The sequence below is a fragment of the Nocardia sichangensis genome, from assembly GCF_047200615.1.
GTDB lineage: Bacteria > Actinomycetota > Actinomycetes > Mycobacteriales > Mycobacteriaceae > Nocardia > Nocardia sichangensis.
Window position 1 is genome coordinate 165,238 of record NZ_JBJZOK010000001.1, and the last position, 14,119, is coordinate 179,356.

Here is a 14,119-nt window from a genome sequence, read left to right on the forward strand (position 1 = left end):
TAGTCGCACGGGACGGGTCCGGGTCCGCATCGCCGGGTCAGACCTGGAATCCGAGCCGCCGCGCCGCGCGCGCCTTCTGCCTGCTCGCTCGCAGCCTGCGCAGCCGCTTGACCAGCATCGGGTCGGCCGCCAGCGCCTCCTGCCGATCGACCACCGCGTTCAGCACCTGGTAGTACCGGGTCGGCGACATGGCGAACAGCTCGCGGATCGCCTCTTCCTTGGCCCCGGCGTACTTCCACCACTGCCGCTCGAAGGCCAGGATGTCGAGTTCGCGACGGCTCAGTCCGTCACCGTCGGCCTGTTCGGCCGAAGCGTGCTCCGTCGTGCCATCTTCGCTCGCGGAAGGGCCGTTGTGGGTCGCGGAAAGATTCCGTGCCGCTGCGCCGTCCATCTCGCTCCTCGCCGAGTGACCACCAGACGAAAATGGTGCTTGTACGTCGCGGAACATTCAACCACGCGGGCGAGGAATCGCCGGGCCCGCAGCGCGGCGTGTTCCCTACCGGCCGGTAGTCGCGGTCTCCACTTCGGCACCCGGGAAGCTGTGACGTGGCGCCCACGGCAATAATTGGCCCATGGCAATCCTCCCGATCGTGATCGTCGGCGACCCGGTTCTGCACAACCCGACCGAGCGGGTCACTCGATCGCCGGAGGAATTGGCTCCGCTCATCGCGGACATGTACGAAACGCTCGACGCCGCGCACGGCGTCGGGCTCGCCGCCAACCAGGTCGGCGTTCCGCTTCGCCTGTTCGTCTACGACTGCCCCGACCTCGGTGCGGACGGCACCGCGACCCGACGACGCGGGGTGGTGGTCAATCCGGTGCTGGAGACCTCGGAGATCCCGGAGACCATGCCCGACCCGGACGACGACGAGGAAGGCTGTCTGTCGGTGCCCGGGGAGCAGTTCCCCACCGGTCGCGCCGAATGGGCGAAGGTGACCGGCACCGACGAGAACGGCGAGCCGGTGGAGGTGGAGGGCAAGGGCTTCTTCGCCCGCATGCTCCAGCACGAGGTCGGGCATCTGGACGGGTTCCTCTACGTGGACGTGCTGATCGGACGGAACGCGCGGGCCGCCAAGAAGGCGATCAAACGCAACGGCTGGGGCACACCGGGTCTGAGCTGGCTGCCCGGCACCGACCCCGACCCGTTCGTGCATGACGACTGACCCCGCCGCCGGCCTGCCCGATATCCCGCTCGGCCGCCGCGTGGTGCTGCGCTATCAGCTGCCCGCGGGTTATCCACAACCGCTGACCGACGTGATCGGCGAACTCGTCTCCCTGGACCCGCCGACCGTGCGCGGCGTGGGCGGCGAGCTCGTCTCGGTGGCGCCGGAGCGCGTGGTCGCGCTGAAAGCCGTCGGGCCGAGGCCGATTCGCATCAGAGAGATCCGCGCGCTGGAGGCCGCGGCCGCCTATGGCTGGCCGGGCGTCGAACACGCGTGGATCGACGGCTGGCTGGCGCGCGCGGGCAACGGATACACCGGGCGCGCGAATTCCGCTGTGCCGCTGGGCAGCTCCGAGGGACCCGCCACCGTGTCGGCGGATACGCTGCACCGGATCGGCGAGTGGTACACCGCGCAGGGCCTGCCTGTGCAGCTCGCGCTGCCCGATCGGCTGGCCCCGGTGCCGCCCGGCTGGCACAGCTGGCGAGAGACGGCCATGCTGGCTCTCGATATCGACAATTTCGTGCTGCCCCAAGGCCCTTCGATGGTGCGGATCGCGCCCGCTCCCGACGCCGACTGGCTGGAGACGCACCGCTACGACGGCGAGGAACCCGGCGCGCGGACGATTCCCGCGCCCGATCCCGAGGTGCTGACCGCGGTCCTGAACGGTGAACTCGGCTTCGCCTCGCTCGGCCTGCCGCGTCCCATCGCGATCGGCCGCGGCGCACTCACCACCGCCCCGGACGGACGCCGCTGGATCGGCCTCACCTGCGTGGCCGTGGCCGCCGCGCACCGCAGGCACGGGCTCGGCTCGCTGGTCTGCGCCGAACTGATCCGCTGGGGCCGCGACCGCGGCGCGACGCACGCCTATCTCCAGGTGGAAGCCACCAACGAGCCGGCCCGCGCGATGTACCGCGAACTGGGCTTCATCGAACACCACACCTATCGCTACGCCGCGCCGGAACCGCTCGCCGGGCCCGGCGGCCTGCGGTAGAACAGACCTGTCACCCCCGAAGGAAGGCCGCAGTGCGTCTCGCCACCTGGAATGTCAACTCCATTCGCTCCCGGCTCGACCGCGTCGCGGACTGGCTCGACCGCCAGGACATCGACGTGCTGGCCATCCAGGAGACCAAGTGCCGCGACGACCAGTTCCCGTTCGAGCGCTTCGACGAACTGGGCTACGAAGTCGCCCACCTGGGGATCAACCAGTGGAATGGGGTGGCGATCGTCTCCCGCGTCGGTCTCTCCGACGTCGAGCTCGCCTTTCCCGGCCAGCCCGGCTTCGACAAGGACGCGGGTGAGTCGCTGATCAGCACGCCGGTCGTCGAGTCCCGCGCGATCGGGGCGACCTGTGGCGGCGTGCGGGTGTGGAGCCTGTACGTGCCCAACGGCCGTATGCTGGGCGACCCGCACTACGCCTACAAACTGGAATGGCTTGCCGCGCTGCGTGACAACGGCGCGCGCTGGCTGGCCGACGACCCGCAGGCCAAGATCGCGCTGGTGGGCGACTGGAACATCGCGCCGACCGACGACGATGTGTGGTCCGTGGAGTACTTCGCCGAGAAGACGCACACGTCGCAGCCGGAGCGCGATGCCTTCCAGGCCGTCGTGGACGCCGGATTCGCGGATGTCATGCGTCCGTTCGCGCCAGGACCGGGCGTCTACACCTACTGGGACTACACCCAGCTGCGCTTCCCGCGAAAAGAGGGGATGCGCATCGATTTCATCCTCGCCTCTCCCGCGCTCGCCGCCACCGTATCGGACGCGACGGTCGATCGTGAGGCGCGAAAGGGCAAGGGCGCCAGCGACCACGCCCCGGTGATCGCCGAGTTCGCCGACGAACCCGGGCGCTCATGACCCGCCCGGCGCAGCCGCCTTTCCCCCGCCGCAGCAGCGGTAACCGGGCCACCGGCGGCAGGCTGGGCGGTATGGGCGCCGACCCGGCCGTGCGGCAACGGCAGCGCGCACAGCATCTCGGCCCGGAGCGCCGCCGTCCGCAGGTGCTCGACACCGCGCTCGCCATCGCCGTGGAGAACGGCATCGCCGCGGTCACCATGGCCGCCATCGCGGAGCGGATGAAGGTGACCAGGCCGGTGGTCTACGCCTGCTTCGCCGATCGCGTCGAGCTGATCGAGGCGCTGATTCAGCGCGAGGAGGGCTACCTGGTCAGCGGCGTGCTCGAGGTGATGAAGCCACGGGACGTCGACGCCGACGAAACCGTGTTCGTCCAGGGATTCCGCGCCCTGCTGACGAAGGCCGCGAGCCGGCCGGACGCCTGGCGGCTGGTCTACGGCAATCCCGACCCCGCCGTCGCGAATTCCTTCGGGCGCGGGCGCGCGCTCGTCATCGAGCGCTGTACCAAACTCCTGCGCCCGACGCTGCGCGCCTGGGGCACGGCGGACGCCGAGCACAAGTTGCCGGTGCTGGTGGAGCAGTGGGTGTCCGCGGGCGAGGCCGCCGTACGCGCGCTGCTCGCGGACCAGGACGGCTGGACACCGGCGGATCTCGGCGCGTTCGTCGGGGCCGCGGTCTACCGAGCCATGCGAAACGCCTGATCGGGGATTCGGCCGCACTACGATGGTGATCAACTACCCGACCACCGGCTGGCGGAGGAACGGTCATGGCGTTCTATCGGCAAGTGGGTGCGGTACCGCCGAAGCGGCACACCCAGCATCGTGACGAGCAGGGGCGGCTCTACTACGAGGAGCTGATGGGCGAGGAGGGCTTCTCCGGCGACTCCTCCCTGCTCTATCACCGTGGCCTGCCGCCGGCACTGGTCGATTCGACGGTCTGGGAGCTGCCCGATCAGCGGACCACGCCGAACCATCCGCTGCGTCATCGCCATCTGCGCCTGCACACGCTGTTCCCCGGCGACACCCCGGCGGAGACCGATCCGGTGACCGGGCGCCGCTTGCTGCTGGGCAACGCGGACGTGCGCATCTCCTATGTGGTCGCGAAAGGCGGTTCGCCGCTGTACCGCAACGCGATCGGCGACGAGCTGGTCTATGTGGAGTCGGGCGCGGCGGTGGTGGAGACCGTGTTCGGCGCGCTGCCCGCACGGCAGGGCGATCAGGTGCTCATCCCGCGTGCCACCACACACCGCTGGCGGCCCACCGGACCGGAACCTTTGCGGGCGTACGCGATCGAAGCGACAGGTCACATCACGCCGCCCAAGCGCTATCTGTCGAAGTTCGGCCAGCTGCTCGAAAACGCCCCGTATTGCGAGCGCGACCTGCACGGACCCACCGAGACCATCAGTGCGCCCGGCACCGAAGTGGAAGTGCTGGTCAAGCACCGCCCCGGCGGCCAGGTCGTCGGCACGCGGATGGTCTACGCCGCGCACCCGTTCGACGTGGTCGGCTGGGACGGCTGCCTGTATCCGTTCACCTTCAATATCGCCGACTTCGAACCGATCACCGGCCGTATCCATCAGCCGCCGCCGGTCCATCAGGCGTTCGAGGGCGGCAACTTCGTCGTCTGCAATTTCGTTCCGCGCAAAGTGGACTACCACCCGCTGTCGATCCCGGTGCCGTACTACCACTCCAACGTCGATTCCGACGAGGTCATGTTCTATTGCGGCGGCAATTACGAAGCGCGCAAAGGCTCCGGAATCACGCAAGGCTCGGTGTCGGTGCACCCCGGCGGTTACGCACACGGTCCACAGCCCGGCGCGTACGAGAACAGCATCGGCATCGAGTACTTCGACGAGCTGGCCGTCATGGTGGACACCTTTCGCCCGCTGGAGCTCGGCGAAGGCGCGCTGGCCTGCGAGGACCCGACCTATGCGTGGAGCTGGTCGGGGCGGGGCCCCGCGTGAGGACCGAGGTGGAGGTAGCGCCGGAGTCGCTGTTCGGTCCGGACAACCTGCCCTACGGGGTGTTCGCGCCGACCGGAGAAGGCCCCCGCGTGGGGGTGCGGCTCGGCGAACATGTCATCGATTTGGCTGTGCTGCTCGATGATTCGGTTTTCGCCGAACCGAGCCTGAACGCCTTCCTTGCGCAGGGCCCCGTGCGCTGGCGGACGGTGCGCGACCGGATTCGTGCGGCGGTCGACGGCGAACTGGACCACGCCGCGGTGCATCGGCTGTCCGACGTGGTGTTGCGGCTGCCCGTGCGTGTCGGCGATTACGTGGACTTCTACGCCAGCATCGACCACGCGACGAACCTCGGCCGCCTGTTCCGGCCGGACGGCGACCCGCTGCTGCCGAATTGGCGCCATCTGCCGGTCGGTTATCACGGGCGGGCGGGCACCGTGGTGGTGTCCGGCACCGATGTGGCACGCCCCTGTGGGCAGCGCGGAACAGACTCCGGCGCACCGGATTTCGGCCCGTCGCGGCGGCTGGACATCGAAGCCGAGCTCGGATTCGTGATCGGCGTCGGCTCGCGGCTCGGCGTACCGGTGGAGATCGATGAGTTCGCCGACCGGGTCTTCGGCGTCGCGCTGGTCAACGATTGGTCCGCCCGCGACATCCAGGCCTGGGAGTACCAGCCGCTCGGCCCGTTCCTCGGCAAGTCGTTCGCGACCTCGATATCGCCGTGGATCACGCCGCTGGCTGCCTTGGAGTCGGCGCGGATACCGCTGCCCGAGCAGTCACCCGCGCCCCTGCCCTACCTGCTCGGCACCGAGCACTGGGGCCTGGACATCGAACTCACCGTGACGTGGAACGGACAACCGGTCACTTACCCGCCCTACTCCCGGATGTACTGGTCACCGGCGCAGATGCTGGCTCATCTCACCGCGAACGGCGCATCGACGCGCACCGGGGACCTGTACGCCTCTGGCACCATCTCCGGTCCCGAACCCGGCCAGCGCGGATCGTTCATCGAGTTGTCCTGGGGCGGCAGCAGGCCGGTATCGGTCAACGATCAGCAACGCACTTTCCTCGAGGACGGCGACGCGGTGACGATCACGGCATCGGCCCCGGGCCCGGGTTCGGCCAGGATCGGATTGGGCGAGGTCACCGGCCGGATCCTGCCGGCACACCCGCGCTGAACGCGTTCGGTCTCGTCCCACCGGATACCGGGTTCGACGACAGCCGCGCTTGAGAACGGCGTTCTCCGGGTACGCCGCTACCCGAGCGCCTCGATCTCCGCTGCCCGGCCGGACCGCGGAGTTCACGGCCGCACCCATCCTCCGGACAAGGAGCGAGGTCATGACCGATCGCCCGGCCGCTCAACACCGTCGCCCCGATGGCGTCGACGACGGCACCGTCGCCGCCACCGGCAAACTCTCGGAGGCCCTGGAGATCGTCGAACGCGCACGCGGCCACCTGTACTCCTTCCACCAACTGACCGGCGGGGCCGATCTGGCGCTCGACATAGCGGTGGAGCTGTTCCGCGCGGCGGGTCACGCGCACATCGCCGATCGGATCTCCGCCGAGTTGATCGGGCGCAACGTGTTGGCCGGACGCTGGACATTCCAGATCATCGAGGAATACGACGACGGTTACTACGACCTGTTCCGCGACATCGAGCGCGCCGCCCGCGACGAACTGCTCGACGGCCGCCGCCACATCTACGAGGCCGAGATGAAAGAAGCTCGCCGCACCCACGGCGCCCCGGGACATTCGGCCACCCCGCAGCCGGCGGAAGACGCCTGATCCCAACGCCGCTGCCTGCGTCTTCACTCGATCAGCCGAATCGCCGGGCAGACGCTCGGCGGGTCCGGGTATGGTCGGGCGGGAAAATTTCACAAACCAACGGGGGCTCGCACCAGCGGGCTGAGAGGACGGCTAGCCGAGAGGCGTCAGGGCCGTCGACCGTATGAACCTGACCGGGTAATGCCGGCGTAGGGAGGAAAAATGGCACGCGCCGCTGCGTCCGACGGCGGATCCGCACCCGTCGACAGCGTCACCACCGGCCCCATCGAGGGCAGCGTCAAGCACTATCTCGAGGTCGATGACCTGCGCATTCCGGTGCGCCGGATCAATCTGACCAATGGCGAGCACTTCGACGTCTACGACACGTCGGGCCCGTACACCGACGAGTCGGCGACGATCGATCTCGAAGGCGGTCTACCGAAACTGCGCGACACGTGGACCAGACCCGAGGGGAAGGGCCCGCGTACTCAGCTCGCCTGGGCCCGCGAGGGCCTAGTCACGCCGGAGATGCGTTTCATTGCCGCGCGGGAAGGCGTCTCGCCGGAATCGGTGCGGGAAGAGGTCGCCGCGGGCCGCGCGGTGATCCCGGCCAACCACAAGCATCCGGAGCTCGAGCCGACCATCATCGGCAAGAAGTTCCTGGTCAAGATCAATGCGAACATCGGCAACTCGGCCGTGTCCTCCTCGATCGCGGAGGAGGTGGAGAAGATGGTGTGGGCCACCCGCTGGGGCGCGGACACCATCATGGACCTGTCCACCGGCAAGAACATCCACGAGACCCGCGAGTGGATTCTGCGCAACTCCCCCGTCCCGGTCGGCACCGTGCCGATCTACCAGGCGCTGGAGAAGGTGAACGGCGACCCGACCGCGCTGACCTGGGAAATCTACCGGGACACCGTGATCGAGCAGTGCGAACAGGGCGTCGACTACATGACCGTCCACGCGGGCGTGCTGCTGCGCTACATTCCGCTGACCGCCAAGCGGGTGACCGGCATCGTCTCGCGCGGCGGATCCATCATGGCGGCCTGGTGCCTCGCGCATCACCAGGAATCGTTCCTCTACACGCACTTCGCGGAGCTCTGCGAGATCCTGGCCCGCTACGACGTCACGTTCTCCCTCGGTGACGGCCTGCGGCCCGGCTCCATCGCCGACGCCAACGACGAGGCGCAGTTCGCGGAACTGCGCACCCTTGGCGAACTGACCAAGATCGCGAAATCCCATGGCGTGCAGGTGATGATCGAGGGTCCGGGGCACGTGCCCATGCACAAGATCGTGGAGAACGTGCGGCTCGAGGAGGAGCTGTGCGAGGAGGCTCCGTTCTACACCCTCGGCCCGCTCGCCACCGACATCGCCCCCGCCTACGACCACATCACCTCCGCGATCGGCGCCGCCATCATCGCGCAGGCGGGCACCGCCATGCTCTGCTACGTCACGCCGAAGGAACACCTCGGCCTGCCCAACCGCGACGACGTGAAGGTCGGCGTGATCACCTACAAGATCGCCGCACACGCCGCCGACCTGGCCAAGGGCCATCCGCACGCACAGCAGCGCGACGACGCGCTGTCCCAGGCCCGCTTCGAATTCCGCTGGCGCGACCAGTTCGCGCTGTCCCTCGATCCGGACACCGCGCGCGAATACCACGACGAGACCCTGCCCGCCGAACCCGCCAAGACCGCACACTTCTGCTCCATGTGCGGCCCCAAGTTCTGCTCGATGCGGATCTCCGCGGACGTGCGCGAATACGCCGAGCGCCAGGGCTTGAACGACGCGGAGGCACTGCAGGCGGGCATGGCGGAGAAGTCCGCCGAGTTCGCCAGCCACGGCAACGCCGTCTACCTGCCCGTGGTCTCGTAGTCACCGCCCCGCCCGCCGCATCGCGACGATGCGGCGGGCGGTGGGACGACAAAAGCCGGCTGAATTTTCGACGCTGGATCTCATCTGCTCAGAAGTTCCAGGTAGAGACGTTCGCATGGCAAGCACTATCGGGCTGGCGAGGATTGGGGCCGAGTAGCGCGCCTAGAGTCGACGCGTCGTCGGACCCCTAGCGCTGCTGGTGTCTGTAAGCCTGGCGTCGCCCTTGCACTTATAAGTGCAAGCGCCTACGGTAAGTAGTACCTGCGAGAGCAGAAAGGAGTTCGAGTCGATGAGTCCGTCACTGATTCACGACGAGAAAGCGGTCGTGTCGATCACCGCAAGCGAAATCGAGCAGGCTCGGGCGTTCCAGGCCCACGTCGAGCAGGCTCGCGGCGTCGCGTCGGATGATGCAGAGGAGACCATTACTGTCGGTCTCCGAAGTGGGGACTCCGTGGAGATGCCCGCCCAGCTGACGGCGCTGATCTCTCAGATTCTCGACTTCATCAGCCGTGGTTGCACCGTGACTGTCGGCAGTGTCCCGAACGAGGTGACCACCACCGTCGCCGCAAAGATGCTGAGCATCTCACGTCCGACACTGATGAAGCTGGTCAACGAAGGCACGTTGCCCGCGCACAAGGTCGGCTCGCACACTCGACTTTTCAGCAGGGATGTTCTCGCGCACAGGGAATCCCAGCGGGCTGCGCAGCGTCAGGCTTTCGATGACCTGCGCGCTCTCGAAGACGAACTCGGCGTAGTCGACTGACTGCTCACGATGCCTGTTTGATCCGGTAAGTGGTGCCCCGTCCGCTTGTACCATGTCCGTCATGGTCAGCGGGTGGGGTACGAATGTGCTTGTCGATGCGAACGTCTTGTACTCCCGTACGCTCCGGGATTGGCTCGCACTGCTCTATCTCGAGCCGGACAATGAGATGTTCGAGGTCATGTGGACTGACGACATCATGGCGGAGTTCCATTACCACCTGAGGAAAAACAACCCGCTGCTGGATGACGCCCAGGTCGGAGGCATTCGCCGCAGACTCGAGCACACGTTCGAGACGGGCCACATAACCGGCTACACGATCGATAAGTCGGCGACTTACCCCGACGTGGGCGATGCCCACGTCCACTGCGCGGCGGTTTACGCCGCCATCGACATCCTGCTCACCGACAACGATAAGCACTTCACTCAGATGGATGAGCTTCCCTACGAGATCTACACAGCCGATGAATTCTTCGAGCTTGTCGATGACTCGGCCCCCCATATGGTTCGAGCCGTCACCGCGAAGCAACTCGTCTACCACGTTCGCAATAGCGATACCAGCAGCGCCGCACTCCCCGAACGACTGAAGGCGGCTGGAGCGCCCGCTTTCGCAGAGCGCGTCCGAAAGCATCTGCTGACACTTGATATCAACGCTCTTCTGCGCGAACCGGACTTGTAAAGTACAACGCCTGATACTCCGGTAGGCACCGGTTGGCGTGCGGGTGCGGCATGGAATCGTCGAACTACCTGGCGGTCAATAGGACTGGAGTTCGATGAGCGTGCCCTCCGGGTCGCGCAGGTGGGCGGTGCGCAGTCCGGGGCCCCACTGCGGGCGGTCGGTTGGGCCCGCGACAACGGTCGCGCCGTGGTCGGCGCACAGCTTCGCGCCCGCGTCGACGTCGGGCACTCGGCAGACGAACATCACCGTGTCCTGCGACGGTGCGGCAGGCAGCGTAGACGTGCCGATGACCTCCGCCATCGCGGCGCGATCGAAGAGCACTAGTACGCCTTGGTCCGCCACGTCCCAGTTCGCGTATGGACCGGCGGCGGTTCCCTTGACGAGGGTCGCCCCGATCAGCTCGGGTAGCACCGCCGCGTAGAACCCGAAGCATTCGGCGAAGCGGGTGACGAGGAGTCTCGGATGTAGCGCGTCCACGGTGATCTCCGATTAGTTGGTGCTGACCTATTGTAGGTTCGCTCCTACAATAGGCCCATGGGTACCGGACGCGCACTCCCACCGAGCCTGCTCGGCCTCGACATCTACCTCCTGTCGCGGGTCGGCAAGGCCGCGCGCACCGGGTTCGCCGACCGCCTCGCCGCGCGCGGCCTGCGCCTGTGGCACATGGCGATCCTCGCGGCGCTCGCCGATTTCGGCCCGCACGCCCAGCGGGACTTGGCCGAGCGCCTGGCCATCCACCCCAGCGACGTGGCCAAGATCGTCGACGAACTCGAAGCCGCCGGTAGGGTGGAACGGGCGCGGGACGAGCGCGACCGTCGCCGCATCACCGTGCGCCTCACCCGGACCGGCCGTACCGCGTTGCGTTCCCTCGATCGCGAAGCCGGTCGGGTCGGCGACGAGATCCTCGCCCCGCTCGACCCCGCGGAACGAGAGCAGCTGCATGCGATGCTCGAACGCCTCTTCGCGCATGCGCACCCGGGGTCACGCACCGAGTGATCGCCTCCGCGCGAGGCGAGCGATCTGATCACCCCGCCCTCGTCGCAGAGCTAGTCGGAAGCGCGGGCCACGGCCGTGCCGAGCAGCAGCGTCGCTACCAGATTCCACCGTCACCGACCGCACGACGGCTCGAACTCTGCCCACTGCCGATGCGCCGACAAACTGTTCAGAGCACCGTCTGTTCGATCAGGCGGCGGGCCGCGCGATCGGTGCGCTCGACCTCGCCGGTGATCAGCCGGTCTTGCAGAATTCCGCGCAGACCCGAAATCAACAGTGTGGCGACAATTTCCGGGTCATCAATGGAATCGATGACGCGCAGCCCGTCGGCCAGCGCCGAGACGAAGATCGCGATGGCCGAGTTGGCGTAATCGGCATACGGACTGCGCGGCGCACAGGCCGCGCCGAGCACCTGAAGCATCACCCTGACGCTGGTGCGGCCGTCGCCCGAGGCGTTCGCGGTCCAGAAATCCCACAGCCGGTCGCGCAGTTCCGCAGCGTCACCGATGTCGGCGAACATCGCCGCGATGTCGGGGCGCTGCGTCGCCAGCGCTTGGACCAGCAATTCCTCCTTGGTCGTGAAGTAGTAGATCAGCATGCGGGAGCTGGTGCCGAGTTCGGCGGCCAGCGGGCGCAGCGACAGGTCCGCGAGACCGTGATCGGCGATGTAGCTCACGACGGCGGCGAGCAGTTCTGCGCGTTTGGCGTGGTCGAGGGGGCGGGCCATGGGTTGACTGTAGCGATCGGTACAGGTATGCATGACATCGTGACTGTAACAATCGCTTCAGAAACTCGGAATTCGGTCGTGGTCACCGGATACGCGGCGACCACGTCGCTGGCCGACGACATGGATACGACCTGGTCCGGTTTGCTGGCGGGGCACAGCGGGATCGGCGCGTTGGATGACGATTTCGTGGCCGAGTACGACCTGCCGGTCCGCATCGGCGGCAAGTTGAAGTCACAGCCCAGCGGGGAACTGTCCCGGGTCGAACAGCGCAGGCATTCCTACGTCGAACAGATGGCGCTGGTGCTCGGCCGCCGGGTCTGGCGCGCGGCGGGCGCGCCCGAGGTGGACGGCGACCGCTTGGCGGTGGCGATCGGCACCGGGCTCGGCGGTGGTGACGCGCTGATCTCCGCGGTCGACGCGATGCGCGCGGGCGGCTACCGCAAGGTGTCGCCGATGTCGGTGCCGATGGTGATGCCGAACGGTCCCGCCGCCACCGTCGGGCTCGAAATCGGTGCCAGAGCAGGAGTTTTCGCTCCGGTCTCGGCATGTTCGTCGGGTTCGGAGGCGATCGCGCACGCCTGGCGGCTGATCACCACCGGCGAGGCGGACGTAGTGGTGGCGGGCGGGGTCGAAGGACACATCGACGCCGTGCCCATCGCGAGCTTCGCCATGATGCGCGCCATGAGCACCCGCAACGACGAACCGGAACGCGCGTCCCGCCCGTTCGACCGGGACCGCGACGGGTTCGTCTTCGGCGAGGCGGGCGCGCTGCTGGTGCTCGAATCGGAGCGGCACGCACGCGCGCGCGGCGCGACCGTGCACGGGCGGGTGCTCGGCGCGGGCATCACCTCCGACGCCTATCACATCGTCGCCTCCGAGCCGGAAGGGCTCGGCGCTGCCCGCGCGATGCGTAAGGCCATCGAAACCGCGGGACTGCGGGCTTCGGATATCCAGCATGTGAACGCCCACGCCACGTCGACCTCCATCGGCGACGCCTCGGAAGCCAACGCGATCACCTCCGTCGCGCCCGACGCCTCGGTCTACGCTCCGAAATCCGCGCTGGGTCACTCGATCGGGGCGGTCGGCGCGTTGGAATCGCTCGTCACCATGCTCACCCTGCGGGATCAGGTCGTCCCGCCGACGTTGAACCTCGACAACCTCGATCCGGAGATCGATCTCGACGTCGTCGCGGGCGCGCCACGGACTCAACACGTCGATTTCGCACTGAACAACTCGTTCGGTTTCGGCGGGCACAACGTCGCGCTCGCGTTCGGCCGGGTCTGATCCCGAGCCCGTTCCGGGGCGGGTTACCGTCGTTGTGCAAGCGACCGATCGGCCCGAAGGATGGACAGCGCCGTGAGCGAGCGTCAGCGAAGCAACCGAGGACACCGTGCGCGGGCGCGCACTGAGCCGAGCGCGGGCGAGGCACGGTCATGACTGACGCCTTCTACCTACCCGATCCCGATCGGCCGGACCGATTCATCTCGACCGAGCTCACCCGTGGCCCCTGGTCGCCGGACGCCCAGCACGCCGGTCCACCGTCGGCGCTGCTCGGGCACGTGATCGAGCGGTGCGAGCCACGGCCCGGGTTCCAGGTCGGCCGGGTCGCCGTCGAGATCCTCGGCCCGGTGCCGTTGGAACCGCTCACCGCGCAGGCGCGCGTCGCGCGTCCCGGTCGCAGCGTCGAACTCATCGAGGCGACACTGTCGACCGAGCGCGGGCCGGTGATGCGGGCGAATGCCTGGCGATTCAAGCTGGCCGAACCGGAATTGCCGCTGCCGGAACGCTTCTTGCCGACGGGTTCGCGCCCCGGCCCGGAGCACGCGGACGCGCCCGAGCCGTTCCCGTCCACCCAGCCGATCGGGTTCCACACGGCCATCGATTACCGCTTCGTCAGCGGATCCTTCTCCGAACCAGGCCCGGCGATCTGCTGGATCAGGATCAAGCACCCGATCGTCGCGGGCACCGATCCGAGCCCGCTGGAGCGCACCCTCGCGGCCGCGGATTCCGGCAACGGCGTGAGCGCGGTCCTGGACTGGTCGAAGTACCTTTTCATCAACACCGACCTGACGGTCACCCTGTACCGCCAGCCGGCGGGCGAATGGGTCTGCCTCGACGCCGTCACCTACCCCCAACCCCATGGCATAGGTATGGCGGAATCAGCGCTCTACGACGAAAAGGGTCCCTTGGGCCGCAGCACGCAAACCCTCTTCCTCGGCAACCGATAACCGAGGCAGACCCACTCGGCGTTCGTCACCGCCGCGTTCACGGACGGGTCTGGATCTGCTGGATTGCCCAATCTTGTGGTCGTAGCTTCGACGCGACTGACAGCCGTCAGGGCGAGAGG

General features: G+C 67.7%; 16 protein-coding genes. 13 read left to right on the forward strand and 3 right to left on the reverse strand.

Annotated features, from left to right (window positions below; all coding sequences use genetic code 11):
* Nucleotides 1–37: 37 nt before the first annotated feature.
* A complete protein-coding gene (locus ACL03I_RS00880; RefSeq protein ID WP_356962756.1) occupies nucleotides 38–391 on the reverse strand; it encodes a DUF3263 domain-containing protein in 354 nt (117 codons plus the stop codon).
* A gap of 181 nt (nucleotides 392–572) precedes the next feature.
* On the opposite strand from ACL03I_RS00880, the gene ACL03I_RS00885 reads away from it, so the two are divergent.
* The 10 genes from ACL03I_RS00885 to ACL03I_RS00930 all read left to right on the forward strand — a co-directional run bounded on the left by ACL03I_RS00885 (nucleotide 573) and on the right by ACL03I_RS00930 (nucleotide 10,052).
* Nucleotides 573–1,163: a peptide deformylase gene (locus ACL03I_RS00885; protein ID WP_412804896.1), complete on the forward strand. Its 591-nt coding sequence runs from the start codon at nucleotides 573–575 to the stop codon at nucleotides 1,161–1,163.
* Complete coding sequence (locus ACL03I_RS00890) at nucleotides 1,153–2,154, forward strand: N-acetylglutamate synthase, CG3035 family (RefSeq protein WP_412804897.1); 1,002 nt, start codon at nucleotides 1,153–1,155, stop codon at nucleotides 2,152–2,154. Before ACL03I_RS00885 ends, ACL03I_RS00890 begins: the two co-directional genes overlap by 11 nt.
* Before the next feature lie 32 nt (nucleotides 2,155–2,186).
* Nucleotides 2,187–3,017 carry an exodeoxyribonuclease III gene (locus ACL03I_RS00895; RefSeq protein ID WP_356962759.1) on the forward strand — a complete coding sequence of 277 codons (831 nt, stop codon included), beginning with the start codon at nucleotides 2,187–2,189 and terminating at the stop codon, nucleotides 3,015–3,017.
* Nucleotides 3,018–3,088: 71 nt separating this feature from the next.
* Complete coding sequence (locus ACL03I_RS00900; protein WP_355072123.1) at nucleotides 3,089–3,715, forward strand: TetR/AcrR family transcriptional regulator; 627 nt, start codon at nucleotides 3,089–3,091, stop codon at nucleotides 3,713–3,715.
* Between the two features lie 65 nt (nucleotides 3,716–3,780).
* The gene (locus ACL03I_RS00905; RefSeq protein WP_412804898.1) at nucleotides 3,781–4,977 is read left to right on the forward strand and encodes a homogentisate 1,2-dioxygenase; all 1,197 of its coding nucleotides are present in this window, start codon (nucleotides 3,781–3,783) and stop codon (nucleotides 4,975–4,977) included.
* Nucleotides 4,974–6,152 carry a fumarylacetoacetase gene (fahA, locus tag ACL03I_RS00910; protein WP_412804899.1) on the forward strand — a complete coding sequence of 393 codons (1,179 nt, stop codon included), beginning with the start codon at nucleotides 4,974–4,976 and terminating at the stop codon, nucleotides 6,150–6,152. The genes ACL03I_RS00905 and fahA overlap by 4 nt, the downstream gene beginning before the upstream one ends.
* A 160-nt stretch (nucleotides 6,153–6,312) precedes the next feature.
* Nucleotides 6,313–6,759, forward strand: coding sequence for a hypothetical protein (locus ACL03I_RS00915; RefSeq protein ID WP_355071648.1), 447 nt, complete (start codon nucleotides 6,313–6,315; stop codon nucleotides 6,757–6,759).
* Nucleotides 6,760–6,960: 201 nt separating this feature from the next.
* Nucleotides 6,961–8,613 carry a phosphomethylpyrimidine synthase ThiC gene (gene thiC / locus ACL03I_RS00920; RefSeq protein ID WP_355071646.1) on the forward strand — a complete coding sequence of 551 codons (1,653 nt, stop codon included), beginning with the start codon at nucleotides 6,961–6,963 and terminating at the stop codon, nucleotides 8,611–8,613.
* Between the two features lie 289 nt (nucleotides 8,614–8,902).
* Nucleotides 8,903–9,376 (forward strand): helix-turn-helix domain-containing protein, encoded by a 474-nt coding sequence (locus ACL03I_RS00925; protein ID WP_364424556.1) that lies wholly within the window; start codon nucleotides 8,903–8,905, stop codon nucleotides 9,374–9,376.
* Between the two features lie 52 nt (nucleotides 9,377–9,428).
* A complete protein-coding gene (locus ACL03I_RS00930; protein WP_355071643.1) occupies nucleotides 9,429–10,052 on the forward strand; it encodes a PIN domain-containing protein in 624 nt (207 codons plus the stop codon).
* A gap of 75 nt (nucleotides 10,053–10,127) precedes the next feature.
* On the opposite strand, the gene ACL03I_RS00935 is transcribed toward ACL03I_RS00930, so the two are convergent.
* Nucleotides 10,128–10,529, reverse strand: a complete 402-nt coding sequence (locus tag ACL03I_RS00935; RefSeq protein WP_355071642.1) for a VOC family protein — start codon at nucleotides 10,527–10,529, stop codon at nucleotides 10,128–10,130.
* A gap of 57 nt (nucleotides 10,530–10,586) precedes the next feature.
* On the opposite strand from ACL03I_RS00935, the gene ACL03I_RS00940 reads away from it, so the two are divergent.
* On the forward strand, nucleotides 10,587–11,048 hold the full coding sequence (locus ACL03I_RS00940) for a MarR family winged helix-turn-helix transcriptional regulator (protein ID WP_412804900.1): 462 nt from the start codon (nucleotides 10,587–10,589) through the stop codon (nucleotides 11,046–11,048).
* Between the two features lie 166 nt (nucleotides 11,049–11,214).
* On the opposite strand, the gene ACL03I_RS00945 is transcribed toward ACL03I_RS00940, so the two are convergent.
* Complete coding sequence (locus tag ACL03I_RS00945) at nucleotides 11,215–11,772, reverse strand: TetR/AcrR family transcriptional regulator (RefSeq protein WP_355071639.1); 558 nt, start codon at nucleotides 11,770–11,772, stop codon at nucleotides 11,215–11,217.
* A gap of 27 nt (nucleotides 11,773–11,799) precedes the next feature.
* Between ACL03I_RS00945 and ACL03I_RS00950 the strand changes: the two genes are divergently transcribed.
* The gene (locus tag ACL03I_RS00950) at nucleotides 11,800–13,056 is read left to right on the forward strand and encodes a KasA/KasB family beta-ketoacyl-ACP synthase (RefSeq protein WP_412804901.1); all 1,257 of its coding nucleotides are present in this window, start codon (nucleotides 11,800–11,802) and stop codon (nucleotides 13,054–13,056) included.
* 149 nt (nucleotides 13,057–13,205) lie between these two features.
* Nucleotides 13,206–14,000, forward strand: coding sequence for a thioesterase family protein (locus tag ACL03I_RS00955; RefSeq protein WP_412804902.1), 795 nt, complete (start codon nucleotides 13,206–13,208; stop codon nucleotides 13,998–14,000).
* Nucleotides 14,001–14,119: the final 119 nt, after the last annotated feature.